Source organism: Geodermatophilus saharensis (assembly GCF_900188205.1).
In the GTDB taxonomy this organism is placed as follows: domain Bacteria; phylum Actinomycetota; class Actinomycetes; order Mycobacteriales; family Geodermatophilaceae; genus Geodermatophilus; species Geodermatophilus saharensis.
In genome coordinates, this window is sequence record NZ_FZOH01000007.1 from 127422 (window position 1) to 143700 (window position 16279).

The window sequence follows — 16279 nt, forward strand, 5'->3', positions numbered from 1 at the left end:
GGGCGAGGCCGTGGACCGGCTCTACACCGCCGAGGCCACCGCCACCGGCGCCCGCACCGGGGAGGTCGCCTCCTCCGACGGACGGCTGGCCGTGGCGCTGTCCCGGCCGGCCGAGATGGGCGGCGACGGCGGCCCGGGCACCAACCCCGAGCAGCTGTTCGCCGCCGGGTACGCCGCCTGCTTCCACAGCGCCATGCGCTTCTCGCTGGGGCCGCTGGGCCTGTCCCCGGCGGCGCTGGCGGGCTCCTCGGTCACCGCCCGGGTGCACTTCCTGCGCGGGGAGCCCGGCGACTTCGGTCTCGCCGTCGACCTCACCGGCCACCTGCCCGCCCTCGACGCCGGGCAGGCGCGGGCGCTGATGGAGCGCACCCACACCGTCTGCCCCTACTCGCGGGCCACCCTGGGCAACGTCGAGGTCGGCCTGCACGTCGCGGAGGGTCAGCCGGGCGGCTGAGCGACCGCCCGCGAGGCCCGGAAGTGCAGGAAGGAGGGCACCACCAGGGCGACGACGGCCATCGCCACCACCACGACGACGCCCCCGGACACCATCGCCACGCCGACGCCGGCCGCGCTGGCCACCGCCCCGGCGCGCAGGTCGCCCAGCCGCGGGCCGCCCGCGACGACGACCAGGAACACGCCCTGCATCCGGCCCCGCATGTCGTCGGGCGCCGCCGTCTGCAGCATGGAGGAGCGCAGCACCGCGCTGACCATGTCCCCGGCGCCGGCGACGGCCAGGCAGAGCACGGCCAGCCACAGGGTCGGTGCCAGCCCGAACCCGACGATCGCCACGCCCCACACGACGATGGCGGCGAGCACGACCGCGCCCTGCCGGTCGACCCGCGACACCCACCCCGACGTCAGGCCCATGAGCAGCGCGCCGATCGAGACACCGGCGAACAGCCAGCCCAGCGCGTTGGGCGACCCCGCGTACCGGCCCTCCGACAGCTCGGGGAACACCGCCTGCGGCCAGGCGAACAGCATCGCGACCACGTCGACGACGAAGGTCATGAGCAGCACCGGCTGGGTGCGCAGGAACGTGAACCCCTCCCCCACCCCGCGCAGCGCGGCGCCCAGGCGCAGCGGCCCGGTGACGCCCGCGGGGGGCAGCGGCGGCAGCCCGCGCAGCAGCAGGACCGCGATTCCGAAGCCGAGGGCGTCGACCGCGTAGGCGAGGAAGAGGTCGCCGAGGCCGATGAGCACCCCGGCCAGCAGCGGCCCGGCGATGACGCCGACCTGGCGCACCGTCATCGCCAGCGCGTTGGCCGCGGGCACCCCCTCGGGGCCGACCAGCGCGGGGATCACCGCGCTGCGGGTGGGCTGGTTGACCGCGGTGAAGCCGGAGACGGCCGCGACCAGCGCCCACAGCAGCCACAGGTTCCCCCCGCCGGGCAGCAGCGCCTGCACCGCGAGCAGCGCGCTGGTCACCGCCGAGCCGGCCCCGGTGACCAGCATCAGCCGACGGCGGTCCATGGCGTCGGCGATGGCGCCACCCAGCAGCCCGAAGACCACGAGCGGCACGAGCGCGACGACGGAGGTGACGCCCACCAGCAGGGAGGAGCCGGTGAGCGCGTAGACCTGGTACGGGACGGCGACCAGCGTCATCTGCTGGCCGAGCATGGTGGCCGCCACGCCCCAGAACAGCCGCCGGTAGCCGGGGTCGCGCAGCGGCGTGGTGTCGATCGCCCAGGACCGGCGGGGCGCCGCCGTCACGGGGCGAGCCGCTGGAGCACCCAGCCGCCGCCCTCCTCGTCGTCGCGGACGAACCGCAGCCGGTCGTGCAGCCGGCCCGGGCCGCCCTGCCAGAACTCGACCCGCTCGGGGACCACCCGGTAGCCGCCCCACACCGGCGGCCGGGGCAGCTTCTCCGTCGTCGTCTCCTCGTCGAGCAGCCGCACCCGCGCCTCGAGCTCCTCCCGGGAGTCGACGACGGTGGACTGCACGGAGGCGACGGCGGCCAGCTGCGCCTCGCGCGGGCGGGGGTCCCACAGGTCGTCGGAGGCGGCCTCGCCGATCCGCTCGACCCGGCCGGTCACCCGCACCTGCCGCTGCAGGGCGTGCCAGGGGAAGACCAGCGCCGCGCGCGGGTTGGCCGCCAGCTGGGCGCCCTTGGTCGAGGCGTAGCTGGTGCCGAACACGAAGCCGGCCTCGTCGTAGCCCTTGAGCAGCACGATGCGCGCGTCGGGCGCGCCGTCGGCGTCGGCGGTGGCCACGACGACCGCGTTGGGGTCGGGGACGTCGGCGGCGACGACGTCGCGGAACCACCGGTCGAACTGCTCGACCCAGCTCGGCGCGAGGTCCTCCTCGCGCAGTCCGGGGCGGTCGTAGTCCCTGCGCATGCGGGAGAGGTCGGCCACCCCGCCATGCTGACACCGCCCCGCCGGGCGGGCGCCGGACGGCTCCCGCTGGGCGGCAGCCCCCCGTGGAGGGCGGGGCCGGCCGGGGCCTAGTGTCGCGGTGCAGTCGTGCGGCATGACCGGTGCGCACGAGGTCCGCAGCAGAGAGGCGTGCGAGATGGCCGACGACTTCGTACCCGGCCTGGAGGGCGTCATCGCCTTCGAGACCACGATCGCCGAGCCCGACAAGGACGGCGGGTCCCTGCGCTACCGCGGGGTCGACATCGAGGACCTGGTCGGCAAGATCACCTTCGGCAACGTGTGGGCGCTGCTGGTCGACGGCAAGTTCGGCCCCGGCCTGCCCCCGGCCGAGCCGTTCCCGATCCCGGTGCACAGCGGTGACGTCCGGGTCGACGTGCAGGCCGCGCTGGCGATGCTCGCCCCGTTCTGGGGATACCGCCCGCTGCTGGACATCAGCGACGACGAGGCGCGCGACCAGCTGGCCCGCGCCGCGGTCATGGCGCTGTCCTACGTCGCCCAGTCCGCGCGCGGCATCGGCGTCCCGGCGGTGCCGCAGAGCCGCATCGACGAGGCCTCCACCATCGTCGAGCGGTTCATGGTCCGCTGGCGCGGCGAGCCCGACCCCCGCCACGTGGCCGCCGTCGACGCCTACTGGACGTCGGCCGCCGAGCACGGCATGAACGCCTCCACCTTCACCGCCCGCGTCATCGCCTCCACCGGCGCCGACGTCGCCGCGGCGATGTCGGGCGCGATCGGCGCCATGTCCGGCCCGCTGCACGGCGGCGCCCCCTCCCGGGTGCTGCACATGCTCGACGGCGTCGAGCAGGCCGGCGACGCGGAGAAGTACGTCAAGGACCTGCTCGACCGCAAGGAGCGGCTGATGGGCTTCGGGCACCGGGTCTACCGGGCCGAGGACCCCCGCGCCCGCACGCTGCGCAAGGCCGCCAAGGAGCTCGGCGCCCCGCGCTTCGAGGCCGCGCTGGCGCTGGAGAACGCCGCGCTCAAGGAGCTGCGCGAGCGCCGTCCCGACCGGCCGATCGAGACCAACGTGGAGTTCTGGGCGGCGATCGTCCTCGACTTCGCCGAGGTGCCCAGCCACATGTTCACCTCGATGTTCACCTGCGCCCGCACCGCCGGCTGGTGCGCGCACATCCTCGAGCAGAAGCAGACCGGCCGCCTCGTGCGCCCGTCGGCCCGCTACGTGGGCCCCGCGGCGCGCAAGCCCGAGGAGGTCGAGGGCTTCGACACCATCCAGGTCAAGTCCGTCGACCAGCCGACACCGGCCTGACGCGCAGCGACGGCCCGGGCCCGCCACCGCGCGGACCCGGGCCGTCGTCGTCGGTGCGCCCCCGTCCCCGGGCGCCGGCCGGCCGCGGGGAAGATGACCTGGTGACCATCCAGATCCCCGCCGACCTGCTCCCCGCCGACGGCCGGTTCGGCTGCGGCCCGTCGAAGGTCCGCCCCGAGGCGCTGCAGGCGCTGGCCTCCGACGGCGCGGCGCTCATGGGGACCTCCCACCGGCAGGCGCCGGTCAGGGGACTGGTCCGGCAGGTGCGCGAGGGGCTCACCGAGCTGTTCGGCCTGCCCGAGGGCTACGAGGTGGTGCTCGGCAACGGCGGCAGCACCGCCTTCTGGGACGCCGCGACCCTCGGCCTGATCCGCGAGCGCAGCGCGCACGGCACCTACGGCGAGTTCTCGGCCAAGTTCGCCTCCGGCGTGGCGGAGGCGCCGTTCCTCGCCGACCCGGTGGTGGTGACCGCGGCGCCGGGCTCGCTGGCGCTGCCCGAGGCCCGGCCGGGAGTCGACGCCTACGCCTGGGCGCACAACGAGACCTCCACCGGCGTGATGGCGCCGGTGGTCCGCCCCGCCGGGGCCGACGACGGCGCGCTGGTGCTCGTCGACGCCACCAGCGGTGCCGGCGGCCTGCCGGTCGACGTCTCGCAGACCGACGCCTACTACTTCGCCCCGCAGAAGTCCTTCGCCGCCGACGGCGGGCTGTGGATCGCGCTGGTGAGCCCGGCCGCCCTGGCGCGCATCGCCGAGATCAAGGCCTCGGGCCGGTGGATCCCCGCGTTCCTCGACCTGTCGATCGCCGTCGACAACTCCACCAGGGACCAGACCCACAACACCCCGGCGATCGCCACGCTGTTCCTGCTGGCCGACCAGGTCCGCTGGATGCTCGGCCTCGGCGGGCTCCCCGGCGCCGTCGCCCGCAGCCAGGAGTCCTCGGGCCGGCTCTACGGCTGGGCGGAGAAGTCCCCGTACGCGACGCCGTTCGTCGCCGAGCCCGGCCAGCGCAGCCTGGTTGTCGGCACGATCGACGTCGACGGGTCGGTCGACGCCGCGGCCGTGGCGAGGACGCTGCGGGCCAACGGCGTCGTCGACGTCGAGCCCTACCGCAAGCTCGGCCGCAACCAGCTGCGCGTGGGGATGTTCCCCGCCGTCGACCCCGACGACGTCAGCGCGCTGACCGCCTGCATCGACTACGTCGTCGAGCGCCTCTAGCGGGCCTGCTCGCCGTCGGCGGGCTGGACGGCGGTGCTCGGGAAGTCGCGCAGGTCACCGGTGGGCGTGCGGTCCCAGCTGCGGAACGTGAGATCGGTCTGCAGGTAGAGCGCGACCAGCTCGGCGGTGGCGCGGATGCCGTCGAGGTGGGTGCGCTCGTTGCCGTGGCTGCCGTCGATGCCGAACCCGATGAGCGCGGCGCGGGTGTTGGCCCCGGCCTCCAGCGCCGAGGCGGCGTCGGAGCGGTAGTACTTGTAGACGTCGCGGCGGTGCGGCACGTCGTGGACCCGGCACAGGTCGATCAGGTGGCGGGTCAGGTGGTAGTCGAACGGGCCGGTCGAGTCCTGCATCGCGACGTTGACGCAGTGCTCGGACGACGACTGCCCGGGTGCGACCACCGACGTGTCGATCGAGACCAGCTCGGCGACGTCGGCGTCGAGGCCATGGCTGGCGCCCAGGCCCACCTCCTCGGCGATGGTCACGAGCAGGTGCGCGGTGACCGGCACCTCGACGCCGTGGTCGAGGATCGCCTTGAAGGCGCCGAGCGCGGCGGCGATGCCGGCCTTGTCGTCGAGGTGGCGGGAGTTGACGAACCCGCTGGCGGTGATGACCGGCTGGGCGTCGATGGCGACGAAGTCGCCGACCTGGATGCCGCGGCGCTCGAGGTCGGCCCGGCTGTGCACCACCTCGTCGACGCGGACCTCCACGTGGTCCCAGCCCACGCCCTGCTCGTCGACCTCGTCGCCGTAGCGGTGCCCGCTGGCCTTGATCGGCAGGATGGTGCCGGTGTGCCAGTAGTCGCCGGAGACGTCGTCGCTGAAGATCGTCACCCGGGCGCCCTCGGCGAAGCGGGCGCTGTGCGTGCCGACCGGCACGATCGCCAGCCGGCCGTTGTCCTTGAGCTGGCTGACCATGCAGCCGATCGTGTCGGCGTGCACGACCACCGTGCGGTCGGCGCCGGGTGACTGGCTGGGCAGCTCGGCCACGAGCGCGCCGCGGCGGGTGACCTCGAAGTGCAGGCCGAGGTCGCGCAGCTCGCCGCCGATGAGCTGCATGACGTGGTCGGTGCGCCCGGACGGGCTGGGGATGGTGAGCAGCTCCATCATCACGCGCTCGACGTAGTCCATGTCGATCGGCAGCCGCTTCTGGCCGGCGTCGACCGGCGAGGGCAGGAAGCGCTCGTTGGGCTCGGCGTCGTTGCGGGTCTCGTCGCGGACGAGGCCGGCGTCGTCGCGGGGACCGGTCAGCATGGACGCCGAGTCTAGGGCCGGTGCGGGGACCGGCCGCGGCGCGCGGCCGGGGGGCGCCGGCGTCCGCCACGCCGGGTGGCCTGCCAGCGCGCGGGCCCGTCCGCGGATAGCCTCGCCCGTGGCTCCGGTGTACCCCGGGCCCCGCCCACCGCCCGCCCGAGGAGGTCTCCCGTGCGCATGCTGCGCCTCGTGGGCCTGTCCGAGGACGGCCGGAACCTGGTGCTCGCCCTCGACGGCGGCGACGGGACCGACGACGGCGAGCGCTTCGAGCTGCCGATCGACGACCGGGTGCGCGCCGCGGCCCGCGGGGACACCCGCCGGCTGGGCCAGATGGAGGTCGACGGCGGGCTCTCGCCGCGGGTGATCCAGGCCCGCATCCGCGCCGGGGAGACCCCCGAGCAGGTCGCGGCGGCCTCGGGCACCCGGGTCGAGCGGATCATGCGCTTCGCGCACACGGTGCTGCAGGAGCGCGCCCGGCTGGCCGAGCAGGCCCGCGAGGCACGGGTGCGCCTGTCGGAGGGCGTCCCCGGAGCCCCGCTGCAGCAGTTCATGGCCGAGCGGCTGCGGCTGCTCGGCGCCGACCTCGACGCCGTCCGCTGGGACGCCGCCCGCTCCGACGACGGCGCCTGGGTGGTCACCGCCGCCTGGCGCGCCGGCGCCAAGGAGGGCACCACGCACTGGGTCTACGACGTCCCGGCCCGCACGGTGGCCCCGCTGGACGCCGCCACCCGCGACTTCGCCGAGGGCACCCGGCTGGTCCGCGTCGTCCCCGGGGTGCCCGCCGAGCGCCCGGTGCTGCCGGTGCACCGCGCGGCCGCCGTCCCCGAGCGCCCCGTCCCCGAGCGCCCCGTCGCCGAGCGCCCCGTCCCCGAGCGCCCCGCGCCCGAGCGGTCGGCCGCCGACCGCGGCCCCGGGCCCGCCGACCACTCCCCCGCCGGCCCGCCGGCCGAGCGGCGCACCGACGCCGCGGAGCTCACCGACGACGAGATCGCCGAGCACGACACGGTCGTGCTGCGGACCGGCGAGACCGACGGCGAGGACGAGGACCCGCGGGCCCGCGTCCCGGCGTGGGAGGACATCGTCTTCGGGGTCCGCCGCAACCACTGAGTGCCGGCCACCGAGCAGTAGGCTCGCCCCACCGGACCGACGTGTCCGTCCGGGGGGCCACGGGTACGTCGTCCACAACCGAACGAGTGCGGGAGTGGAGCCACATGTCGATGTCCGTGTCGATGCCCCTGGGCGGGGTCCAGGTGGGGTCCTACGACACCTACCAGCAGGCGCAGGCCGCGGTCGACCACCTGTCCGACGAGAAGTTCCCGGTGGAGAACGTCACGATCATCGGCTCGGACCTGCGGATGGTCGAGCGGGTCACCGGCCGGCTGACGTGGGGCCGCGCGATCGGCGCCGGGGCCGCGGGCGGTGCCTGGTGGGGCCTGTTCGTCGGCCTGCTGCTCGGCATCTTCGCCCCCAGCGGGACGAGCTGGCTCAGCGCGGTGCTCACCGGCCTGCTCATCGGCCTGGCGTTCGGCGCGCTGTTCGGCGCCGTGGGGTACGGGGCCACCGGCGGGCGGCGCGACTTCACCAGCACCTCGCAGATCACCGCCAGCCGCTACGACGTCATGTGCGACCCCTCCCGCGCCGAGGAGGCCCGCGCCATCCTCGCCCGCTGGTCGCTGCGCAACGGGTGAAGGACCCTCCTGCCCCCCGCCCCTCGCTCCGCTCGGGACGGGTCCCTGCAGGAGGGCCGTCCCAGCACCTCACCGCAGCGTGGCGAAGGCGACGGCCGCCGCGGCGGCGACGCCGAGGGAGTCGACGCCGGCCCGCATGGGGATGCGGGCCCGCACCCGCGCGGCGGCCTGCGCCTCCGGCGTGAGGCCCGGCCCCTCGGCGCCGAGCAGCACCGCGGTGCGCGGGTGCGCCCGCGGGTCGACGTCACCGAGGTCCACGGCGTCCGGTGCCGGGGTGAGCGCCACGGTGAGGTAGCCGGCGTCGTGCAACCGGTCGAGGTCGCCGGGCCAGCCGGGCAGCACGGCGAAGGGCAGCGCGAGCACGTGCCCCATCGACACCCGCACCGCCCGGCGGTAGAGCGGGTCGGCGCAGCGCGGGTCGAGCAGCAGCCCGTCGACGCCGAGGGCCACGGCCGAGCGGGCGATCGAGCCGAGGTTCTCGGCGTCGTTGAGCGCCTCGAGCACCGCCAGCCGCCGGGGCGCGGCCGGATCGGGGCCGGCCAGCAGCGCGCCGACGTCCGCCGGCGGGCGCCGGTCGGCCGAGGCCAGCACACCGCGGGTGAGCCGGAAGCCGATGAGGTCCGACAGTGCCCACTCGTCCATCTCGTAGGCCGGCACGTCGCCGGGCAGGTCGAGCGCGGCCAGCCGGCCGGGGACGCCGAGCACCGCCCGCACCCGGTACGGCGAGGCGAGCAGCCGCTGCACCGCGGGCACGCCCTCGACGATCACCGGGCCGGTGCCGCGCGCCCGACCGGCCGGCCGGTCGCCGGCGTGCAGGTCGCGGAAGTCGGCGACCCGGGGGTCGGCGGGGTCGGCAATCGGCTCGGGCACGTCGCGATCCTCCCCGAGCCGGTCCTCCCCGAGCGGCGGGGCCGCGCTGCCCGCAGGATCCAGTGGTGCCCAACGGGATCGTCGTCGTCGGAGCCGGCATCGCCGGCGTGGCCTGCGCCCGGGCGCTCGGGGAGGCCGGGGTGCCGGTGCGCGTCCTCGACCGCGGGCGCCGCCCCGGGGGCCGCATGGCCACCCGCACGCTGTCCGGGCGGGTCATCGACACCGGCGCCAGCTACCTGACCGCCGCCGGCGGGTCGCCGTTCGCCGACGTCGTCGCCGGCTGGGTCCACCGCGGCCTGGCCCGGCCGTGGACCGACACCTTCGCCGTCGCCGGGCCCGACGGGGTCCGCGAGACCCGCAGCGGCCCGGTCCGCTACGCCGCACCGGGCGGGCTGTGCTCGCTGGTCGCCGACCTCGCCGCCGGCCTCGACGTCGTGCAGGAGCACACCGTGGCGCGGGTGGAGCCCGGCCCGCGGGTCGACGGCGAGGAGGCGCCCGCCGTCGTCCTGGCGCTGCCCGACCCGCAGGCCCGCCGGCTGCTGCCGGCCGACCTGGCCGGCCGGCTGCTCGGGGCGGAGGAGGCGCACCCCTGGCAGCCCGCCCTCGCCGTCGTCCTGGGGTTCGACCGGCGGCACTGGCCGGCCGAGCTGCACGGCGCGTTCGTCCACGACGACCCGGTGGTCGAGTGGATCGCCGACGACGGCGACCGGCGCGGCGACGGCGCCCCCGTCCTCGTCGCCCACACCACGCCGGCCACCGCCGCGGCACACCTAGACGACCCCGGCCGGGCCGCCCCGGAGGTGACCACCGCGGTGTGCCGGGCGCTCGGCATCGACGCCGCGCCGGCCTGGACGCACGTGCACCGCTGGACATTCGCCAAGCCGGCGGCGCCCCGGGAGGAGCCGTTCGGCCTGGTCGACGGGGTCGGCGCGTGCGGCGACGGGTGGCGGGCGCCGTCGAAGGTCGAGAGCGCCTGGACCTCCGGGCACCTGCTCGGCACCGAGCTGGGCGGGCGCTGAGTGCCCGCCGGGCTGGCCCCGCCGCCGGGACCCACCGACCAGCGGGCCGAGGAGGAGCGCTCCGACGGCTCGCCGGCCAAGGCGGGGCTGCGCGGCATCGTCCTGCCGGCGGCCGTGGCCGTCGGGATCGGCACGCTGCTGGTCGTCGTCTACCTGGCCGCCTTCCCCACCGCGACGCCGCACGACCTGCCGGTGGGCGTCACCGGCTCCTCCGCCGACGTCGCGGCGGTGCGGCAGGCGGTCGAGGAGGCGCGGCCGGGTGCGCTGCGGCTGGTCGGGCTGCCCGAAGCGGCCGCCGCCGAGCGCGCGGTCACCTCCGGCGACGTCTACGCGGCGCTGGTGCTCGGGCCGCCCGGCCCGCAGCTGCTCGTCGCCGGGGCGCACGGCCAGCCGGTGACGCAGGACCTCACCGCGGTCCTCGGCCCGGTGGTCGCCGGGCGGACCGGCGCGCAGCCCACCGTCACGGACGTCGCGCCACTGGCCGCCGGTGACCTGCGGGGCCGCGCGATCGACCACACCGCCTTCGGCGTGGTCCTCGGCGGCTTCCTGTTCGGCATCACCAGCTACCAGGTCGCCCCGAAGCAACGGCTGCGGCTGCGGCTGGCCAGCGCCGTCCTGTTCGCCGCCACGGCGGGCCTGCTCGGCGCCTGGCTGGCGGTTCCCGTGTTCGAGGCCCTGCCCGCGGGGTTCTGGCCGGTGGCCGGGATCGTCGCCCTGCTGGCCCTGGCCTCCGGCGCGGCGGCCGCGCTCGCCCTGCGGCTGCTCGGCGGGGCCGGCACCTTCGTGGCCACCGCGGTGCTGCTGACCGTCGGCGCCGCCACGAGCACCGGCAGCCTCCCCGCCGAGTACCTGCCGGGCTGGCTCGAGCCGCTGGCGTCGGTGCTGCCGCCCGGCGTGGCCGTGCGGGCGCTGCGCGGCCTGGCCTACCTCGACGGCGACGGCGTGGCCCGGGCCGTGTGGGTGCTGGCCCTGTGGTGCGTCCTCCCGCCGGCGCTCATCGCGCTGACCGACGCCGTCTCCCGCCGCCGCGGCTGATCCCCTCCCCCGCGAGGCCGGGCGTTGACGCCGCCCACAGAACTCATCTAGCGTTGACTTCATCAGGTGTTGAGTTCTCGCCACTCGGGAGGCCGACATGACCGACGCCGTCACCGTCACCGACCTCGTCGTGGAACGCGGGCACCGCAGGGTGCTCCACGACCTGTCCTGCACCGTCCCGGCCGGCCGGGTCACCGGCCTGCTCGGCCCCAGCGGCAGCGGGAAGACGACGCTGATGCGCGCCCTGGTCGGCGTGCAGCGGGTGCGCTCGGGCACGGTCACCGTGCTCGGCGAGCCGGCCGGCTCCCCCGGCCTGCGCCACCGGGTCGGCTACGTCACCCAGGCGCCGAGCGTCTACCCCGACCTCACCGTGCGGGAGAACGCCCGCCACTTCGCCGCGCTCTACGGCCGGGGCACCCGCGCCGCCGACGACGCGCTGGCCGCCGTCGGGCTGGCCGACGCCGCCGGGCAGTTGGTCCGCGACCTCTCCGGCGGCCAGCAGGGCCGGGCGTCGCTGGCCTGCGCGCTGGTCGGGGAGCCCGAGCTGCTCGTGCTCGACGAGCCCACCGTGGGGCTGGACCCGCTGCTGCGGGTGGAGCTGTGGGAGCGCTTCCACGCCCTCGCCGCGGCCGGCACCACGCTGGTCGTCTCCAGCCACGTGATGGACGAGGCCGGCCGCTGCGACCGGCTGCTGCTGCTCCGGGAGGGCCGGCTGCTGGCCGACTCCACGCCCGCGCAGCTGCGGGCCGAGTCGGGCACCGACGACCTCGAGGAGTCCTTCCTCCGCCTGGTGCGGGCGCAGCAGGAGGTGGCGGCATGAGTGCCACGACCGCCGTCCTGAGCCCGCGGCTCACCGCGGCGACCACCGCCCGGGTGCTGCGGCAGCTGCGGCACGACCGCCGCACGATCGCGCTGATGGTGCTGCTGCCGAGCCTGCTGCTGGGGCTGCTGTACCTGCTGTGGGTCGACCTGCCGGTGTCCCCGTTCGACGGGGTCGGGCTGACCATGCTCGGCGTCTTCCCGTTCGTGGTGATGTTCCTGGTCACCAGCATCGCGATGCTGCGCGAGCGCACGTCGGGCACGCTCGAGCGGCTGCTGACCACCCCGCTGTCCCGGCTGGACCTGCTGCTGGGCTACGGCGCCGCGTTCGGCCTGGCCGCGGCGGTGCAGGCGGTCGTCACGGTCACGGTGGCCACCACCCTCTACGACCTCGACATCGCCGGGTCGCCGCTGCTGGTGGTGCTCATCGCCGTCGCCAACGCCGTCCTCGGGGTCGCCCTCGGCCTGCTGGCCAGCGCCTTCGCCCGCAGCGAGTTCCAGGCCGTGCAGTTCATGCCGGTGGTCGTGCTGCCGCAGTTCTTCCTCTGCGGCCTCCTCGTGCCCCGCGGGCAGATGCCCGGCTGGCTGCAGGCGATCAGCGACGTGCTCCCGCTGACCTACGCGGTGGAGGCCCTGCAGGAGGTCGGGCGGTCGGCCGCGGAGACGGGCACGATGTGGCGGGACGTCGGCATCGTGGCCGGCGCGGCCGTCCTCGCCCTCGCGCTGGCGGCGGGCACCCTGCGGAGGAGGACCAGCTGAGCGCTGTACGGCGACCCGGCCGGCGGCCGGGCAACCCGGACACCCGGGAGGCGGTGCTGGCTGCGGCCCGCGCCGCCTTCGCCGAGCGCGGCTACGACGGCGCCTCGATCCGCGGGATCGCCACCGCCGCGGGCGTCGACCCGGCGCTGGTGCACCACTACTTCGGCACCAAGGAGGGGCTGTTCCTGGCGGCGGTGGAGGCGCCGGGGGACCCCGACGAGTTCCTGCCCGAGGTGCTCGCCGCGCCGCCGGACCAGCGCGGCGCCGCCGTCGTGGGGATGGTCCTGCGGGTCTGGGACGGCCCCGGCCGGTCGGCCGTCCTGGCGCTGGTCCGCTCGGCGGTCAACCACGAGCGGTCGGCGCGGCTGCTCCGCGAGTTCGTGCTGACGAAGATCATCCGCCGGGTGGTGGGCTCGCTGGACGTGCCGCGCGAGGAGCGCGAGGCGCGCGGCGCGCTGGTCGCCTCGCAGGTCGCCGGTCTGGTCCTCATGCGCTACGTGCTCAAGCTGGAGCCGCTCGCGTCGGCGCCCCGCGAGGAGGTGGTCGCGGCGGTCGGCCCGACCGTGCAGCACTACCTGACCGGCGACGTCCTCCTCCCCGGCCGGCGCGACTAGCGCGCCACCCGGGCGAGCTGCCGGGCCTGGGCGACCAGCCGGCCGGTGGAGTCCCAGATGCGGCACTCCTCGTCCGACCACCCGCCGGTCACCTCGGTGGAGCGGGACTCGACCAGGCACCAGCCCGGCGCGGGCAGCGCGCGCACCAGCACCTGCAGCTGCACGGTCGGCGCCCAGCCCGGCCGGCCGACGGCGAACGCGGTCGGCGGCAGCGCGTCGGCGAACAGCAGCAGCGCGAGCGGGTCGGGGTCGCGGCCGTCGGCGAGCCGGATCCAGGCCCGCAGCAGCCGCGTGTCGGAGGGCCGGCCGGCGACCCAGCCCGCCGTCGCGGGGTCCAGCCGGGTGTCCAGCTGCCGGGCGAGGCCCACGGCCGGCCCGGCCTCGCTCGTCCGGGTCGGCACGCACGCGTCGGGGGCGGGCGGCTGCGGCGCCGGGTTGACCGTGTAGTCGGCCGGGTCGGCCGACAGGGCCGCCGTGGTCACCTGGACGGCGAGCGAGGGCCCGGCCGCGCCGCTGAGCAGGACGGTGCGGTGTGCCAGCGTCCGGCCGGCCGGGCCGGGCGTGACGGTGAGGTCGGCCGGGCCGCCGGGGGTGGCGCGCAGGTAGCTCGCCGACAGCGCCACCGGGTGCGGGTGCGGGCTGTCCAGCAGCGCCGCCCGGGCGACGACGGCGAGCAGGTACCCGCCGTTGAGGACGCCGTTGCCGACGTCCCACCCCGGGTCCAGCTCGGCGCGGAGGCCGCCGCCCTCGGTGCGGGTGACGGCGGTGGCCCGGTCGAAGGCGGACTGGGCGGTGTCGGTCTGCGGCACGGCCGCCAGGGTGCCAGGGTCGGTGGACGTGGAGTACACACACCTCGGACGCAGCGGCCTGTCCGTCTCGCGCCTCTGCCTCGGCACCATGAACTTCGGCTGGCGGACGGCGGAGGCCGACGCCCACGCGATCATGGACCGGGCGCACGACGCCGGGGTCAACTTCTTCGACACCGCCAACGTCTACGGCTTCGAGGCCGGCAAGGGCCGCACCGAGGAGGTGCTGGGCACCTGGTTCGCGCAGGGCGACGGCCGCCGCGAGCGCACCGTGCTGGCCACGAAGGTCTACGGCTCGATGAGCGACTGGCCCAACGACACCTTCCTGTCCGCCCGCAACGTCGTGCGCGCGTGTGAGGCCTCGCTGCGCCGGATGCAGACCGACTGGATCGACCTCTACCAGTTCCACCACGTCGACCTGGCCACGCCGTGGGAGGAGATCTGGCAGGCCTGCGAGACGCTCGTCGCCCAGGGCAAGGTGCTCTACGTCGGCTCCTCCAACCACGCCGCCTGGCAGCTCGCCGCGGCCAACGAGGCCGCCGCCCGCCGGCACTTCCTCGGCCTGGTCAGCGAGCAGTCGCACTACAACCTGCTCACCCGGCACGTGGAGTTGGAGGTGCTGCCCGCCGCCCGGCACTACGGCATCGGCGTCATCCCGTGGAGCCCGCTCGCGCAGGGACTGCTCGCCGGCGTGCTCGGCGAGCAGGAGGGCGACCGCCGGCACCAGGAGCGCAACCGCGCGCGCGTCGAGCGGCACCGCCCGGCCCTGCAGGCCTACGAGGACGCCTGCCGCGAGTGGGGGCTGGCGCCGGCCGACGTCGGGCTGGCCTGGCTGCTGCACCAGGACGGCGTCACCGCACCGATCGTCGGGCCGCGCACGATGGCGCAGTTCGAGGGCTCGCTCGCGGCCCTGGACGTCACTCTCGAGCAGCCCCAGCTCAACCGGCTCGACGAGGTCTTCCCCGGGTTCCGGGCCGCGCCGATGGAGTACGCGTGGTGAGCGGCCCCGCCCGGGCGGCGTGCCGCCCGACCTCCGTCACGGGGGGTCGTTGAGGAAGCGGAACTGCAGACGCACCGAGTCGTCCATGATCACGAGCAGGGTGGAGTCGCTGGCGTCCCACGTCTCGGGCACCAGGAACACCCGGTCCTCGCCCTGGATCAGCAACCGCAGGTCGCGGTAGCGGTAGCGGAACGTCTGCCCCTCGTTCGCCTCCAGCGTCGTCTCACGGACCCCGGGGGAGGTCAGGTGCAGCCGCTCGGTGGTGTCGAGGATGACGGCCGGGAGGCGGTCGAGGTGCCGCGCCGCCTCGCGCGCCGCACCCCGGCCGGACCACTCCGCGAAGGTCGCCGTCGCCCAGAACACGCTGATCACCAGGAGCACCGAGAGGACGACGGTGACCAGGGCCGACCTCTGCTGCGCCGACTCGAGCGACCGCGCGATCCGCCTCCCGTAGAGCGCGAGTCCGGCGCCGGCCGCCATCAGCAGCGGGGTCACGAGGGTGTAGTACGCCCAGCCGCCCCAGAGCGGGAAGGCGAGGAGGAGCAGCACGCCGACGACGACGAGGGCGTCTCCCGTGGCGACGACGGCCCGCGCTCCCCGGCTCCCCCGCTCCAGGCGGTCGCGCCCGGCCGCGGCCACCTTCGGGTCGGCGCTCTTCGCGTCCGCCAGTGCGGCCTGCACCCGGCGGTGGACCCGCTCGTGGACGACCGCGACGACGACGGCGAGCAGTGCCAGGACCAGCAGCGGGGTCAGCAGCGGCTCGGGGCTGCGCATGACGTAGTCCTGCGTGCTCAGGCCGATCGTGTCGACGTCGACGCCGAAGTACAGGTACCGCGCCCGCGAGGAGGCGTAGCCGAAGTAGAAGAGCAGCGCGGTCAGGACGCTGAGCGGCGCGACGACCTGCGCGACCGATCCCGCGACCTGGCCGAGCCGGTCGAGGGACGTCGCCGGGTCGGGGGGCGGCGCGGTCATCCCGGCTGTACGGGCTCGATCACGGTGACCGATCCCGTCGGGGGGTCCTCGTTGAGCGCTGCGCCGACCGCCAGGCAGGAGTCCAGGTCGCCGGCCGACGAGCAGTCCAGGTGACCGGACAGCTCGATGTCCCCCGTCTCCCCCACCACGGCTCCCGTCAGGACCTCGACGTCGACGCCGCAGCTCTCGCTGCCGTCCTCGAAGACGAACCCCGTGCACGACACCGTGTCCCGGTCCGCGCACGCTGACCCACCGGCCCGGACGTGGTCCGCCCCGGTGACGGCGACGCCCTCGACGACGACGCGCCCTCCCTGCGGGAAGACCTGCTCCTCGGTCCTGAAGTTGATCTCGACGCAGCCCGTCGCCCCGACGTCGGCCGGCACCTCGCCGTCGCCGCCGATCGGCAGTCTCGGCATGTCGACGGTGGGCCGAGCAGGTGCCGGCGGCTCCGGTGCCTCCGGCCCCGGCTGCTCGGGCGGAGGCTGCGGCCCTCCTGGCTCCGGTGGGGGCTCGGGAGGCGGAGGCGGAGGCGGAGGCGGCGGAGGCGGCGGAGGCGGCGGAGGTGGCGGAGGCGGGGGTGGCGGGGGT

General features: G+C 76.1%; 18 protein-coding genes. 11 read left to right on the forward strand and 7 right to left on the reverse strand.

The annotated features are described in order from the left end of the window. Positions 1–10 precede the first annotated feature (10 nt). Positions 11–454 carry an organic hydroperoxide resistance protein gene (locus tag CHC04_RS17065; RefSeq protein WP_089405143.1) on the forward strand — a complete coding sequence of 148 codons (444 nt, stop codon included), beginning with the start codon at positions 11–13 and terminating at the stop codon, positions 452–454. Here the strand turns inward: CHC04_RS17065 and CHC04_RS17070 are convergent. Together CHC04_RS17070 and pdxH are read right to left on the reverse strand one after the other, a co-directional pair. Further along, positions 439–1710 carry an MFS transporter gene (locus CHC04_RS17070; RefSeq protein ID WP_245817354.1) on the reverse strand — a complete coding sequence of 424 codons (1272 nt, stop codon included), beginning with the start codon at positions 1708–1710 and terminating at the stop codon, positions 439–441. The two genes, CHC04_RS17065 and CHC04_RS17070, sit on opposite strands and share 16 nt — an antisense overlap. Further along, positions 1707–2354 carry a pyridoxamine 5'-phosphate oxidase gene (gene pdxH / locus CHC04_RS17075; protein WP_217897422.1) on the reverse strand — a complete coding sequence of 216 codons (648 nt, stop codon included), beginning with the start codon at positions 2352–2354 and terminating at the stop codon, positions 1707–1709. The genes CHC04_RS17070 and pdxH overlap by 4 nt, the downstream gene beginning before the upstream one ends. Positions 2355–2469: 115 nt before the next feature. On the opposite strand from pdxH, the gene CHC04_RS17080 reads away from it, so the two are divergent. Both CHC04_RS17080 and serC read left to right on the forward strand, forming a co-directional pair. Beyond that, positions 2470–3642: a citrate synthase 2 gene (locus CHC04_RS17080; protein ID WP_245817356.1), complete on the forward strand. Its 1173-nt coding sequence runs from the start codon at positions 2470–2472 to the stop codon at positions 3640–3642. A gap of 101 nt (positions 3643–3743) precedes the next feature. Then, the gene (gene serC, locus CHC04_RS17085; RefSeq protein WP_089405145.1) at positions 3744–4859 is read left to right on the forward strand and encodes a phosphoserine transaminase; all 1116 of its coding nucleotides are present in this window, start codon (positions 3744–3746) and stop codon (positions 4857–4859) included. Here serC and CHC04_RS17090 read toward each other — a convergent pair. Beyond that, positions 4856–6109 (reverse strand): osmoprotectant NAGGN system M42 family peptidase, encoded by a 1254-nt coding sequence (locus tag CHC04_RS17090; RefSeq protein WP_089405146.1) that lies wholly within the window; start codon positions 6107–6109, stop codon positions 4856–4858. The genes serC and CHC04_RS17090 overlap by 4 nt on opposite strands. Before the next feature lie 177 nt (positions 6110–6286). Between CHC04_RS17090 and sepH the strand changes: the two genes are divergently transcribed. Together sepH and CHC04_RS17100 are read left to right on the forward strand one after the other, a co-directional pair. Beyond that, the gene (sepH, locus tag CHC04_RS17095; protein ID WP_245817406.1) at positions 6287–7216 is read left to right on the forward strand and encodes a septation protein SepH; all 930 of its coding nucleotides are present in this window, start codon (positions 6287–6289) and stop codon (positions 7214–7216) included. Between the two features lie 104 nt (positions 7217–7320). Beyond that, positions 7321–7797 (forward strand): YflT domain-containing protein, encoded by a 477-nt coding sequence (locus CHC04_RS17100; RefSeq protein WP_089405148.1) that lies wholly within the window; start codon positions 7321–7323, stop codon positions 7795–7797. Positions 7798–7866: 69 nt separating this feature from the next. On the opposite strand, the gene CHC04_RS17105 is transcribed toward CHC04_RS17100, so the two are convergent. Next, positions 7867–8667, reverse strand: a complete 801-nt coding sequence (locus CHC04_RS17105; RefSeq protein WP_089405149.1) for a TrmH family RNA methyltransferase — start codon at positions 8665–8667, stop codon at positions 7867–7869. A 65-nt stretch (positions 8668–8732) separates the two neighbouring features. Here CHC04_RS17105 and CHC04_RS17110 point away from each other — a divergent pair, with 65 nt between their 5' ends. From CHC04_RS17110 to CHC04_RS17130, 5 genes are all read left to right on the forward strand, one after another. Further along, complete coding sequence (locus CHC04_RS17110; RefSeq protein WP_089405279.1) at positions 8733–9686, forward strand: NAD(P)/FAD-dependent oxidoreductase; 954 nt, start codon at positions 8733–8735, stop codon at positions 9684–9686. Next, a complete protein-coding gene (locus CHC04_RS17115; RefSeq protein ID WP_089405150.1) occupies positions 9687–10721 on the forward strand; it encodes a hypothetical protein in 1035 nt (344 codons plus the stop codon). A 97-nt stretch (positions 10722–10818) separates the two neighbouring features. Further along, positions 10819–11541, forward strand: a complete 723-nt coding sequence (locus CHC04_RS17120) for an ABC transporter ATP-binding protein (RefSeq protein WP_089405151.1) — start codon at positions 10819–10821, stop codon at positions 11539–11541. Next, a complete protein-coding gene (locus tag CHC04_RS17125; RefSeq protein WP_217897424.1) occupies positions 11538–12299 on the forward strand; it encodes an ABC transporter permease in 762 nt (253 codons plus the stop codon). Before CHC04_RS17120 ends, CHC04_RS17125 begins: the two co-directional genes overlap by 4 nt. 53 nt (positions 12300–12352) lie before the next feature. Continuing rightward, entirely contained in the window at positions 12353–12913 is a 561-nt protein-coding gene (locus tag CHC04_RS17130) for a TetR/AcrR family transcriptional regulator (RefSeq protein WP_089405152.1), read from the forward strand. Here CHC04_RS17130 and CHC04_RS17135 read toward each other — a convergent pair. Continuing rightward, positions 12910–13722, reverse strand: coding sequence for a thioesterase family protein (locus CHC04_RS17135; protein ID WP_089405153.1), 813 nt, complete (start codon positions 13720–13722; stop codon positions 12910–12912). The genes CHC04_RS17130 and CHC04_RS17135 overlap by 4 nt on opposite strands. A 28-nt stretch (positions 13723–13750) precedes the next feature. Between CHC04_RS17135 and CHC04_RS17140 the strand changes: the two genes are divergently transcribed. Further along, positions 13751–14719, forward strand: a complete 969-nt coding sequence (locus CHC04_RS17140) for an aldo/keto reductase (RefSeq protein ID WP_089405154.1) — start codon at positions 13751–13753, stop codon at positions 14717–14719. Between the two features lie 36 nt (positions 14720–14755). Here the strand turns inward: CHC04_RS17140 and CHC04_RS17145 are convergent, their stop codons facing one another. After that, entirely contained in the window at positions 14756–15691 is a 936-nt protein-coding gene (locus CHC04_RS17145; protein ID WP_089405155.1) for a hypothetical protein, read from the reverse strand. Beyond that, positions 15688–16107, reverse strand: a complete 420-nt coding sequence (locus CHC04_RS24295; RefSeq protein WP_089405156.1) for a hypothetical protein — start codon at positions 16105–16107, stop codon at positions 15688–15690. Before CHC04_RS24295 ends, CHC04_RS17145 begins: the two co-directional genes overlap by 4 nt. Positions 16108–16279 lie beyond the last annotated feature (172 nt).

Bases quoted from the DNA above. Each gene is read 5' to 3' on its own strand.
- CHC04_RS17080 (WP_245817356.1), top strand. From the start codon at position 2,470: ATGACCGGTGCGCACGAGGTCCGCAGCAGAGAGGCGTGCGAGATGGCC.
- CHC04_RS17090 (WP_089405146.1), bottom strand. From the start codon at position 6,109: ATGCTGACCGGTCCCCGCGACGACGCCGGCCTCGTCCGCGACGAGACC.
- sepH (WP_245817406.1), top strand. From the start codon at position 6,287: ATGCTGCGCCTCGTGGGCCTGTCCGAGGACGGCCGGAACCTGGTGCTC.
- CHC04_RS17100 (WP_089405148.1), top strand. From the start codon at position 7,321: ATGTCGATGTCCGTGTCGATGCCCCTGGGCGGGGTCCAGGTGGGGTCC.
- CHC04_RS17120 (WP_089405151.1), top strand. From the start codon at position 10,819: ATGACCGACGCCGTCACCGTCACCGACCTCGTCGTGGAACGCGGGCAC.
- CHC04_RS17125 (WP_217897424.1), top strand. From the start codon at position 11,538: ATGAGTGCCACGACCGCCGTCCTGAGCCCGCGGCTCACCGCGGCGACC.
- CHC04_RS17145 (WP_089405155.1), bottom strand. From the start codon at position 15,691: ATGACCGCGCCGCCCCCCGACCCGGCGACGTCCCTCGACCGGCTCGGC.
- CHC04_RS24295 (WP_089405156.1), bottom strand. From the start codon at position 16,107: ATGCCGAGACTGCCGATCGGCGGCGACGGCGAGGTGCCGGCCGACGTC.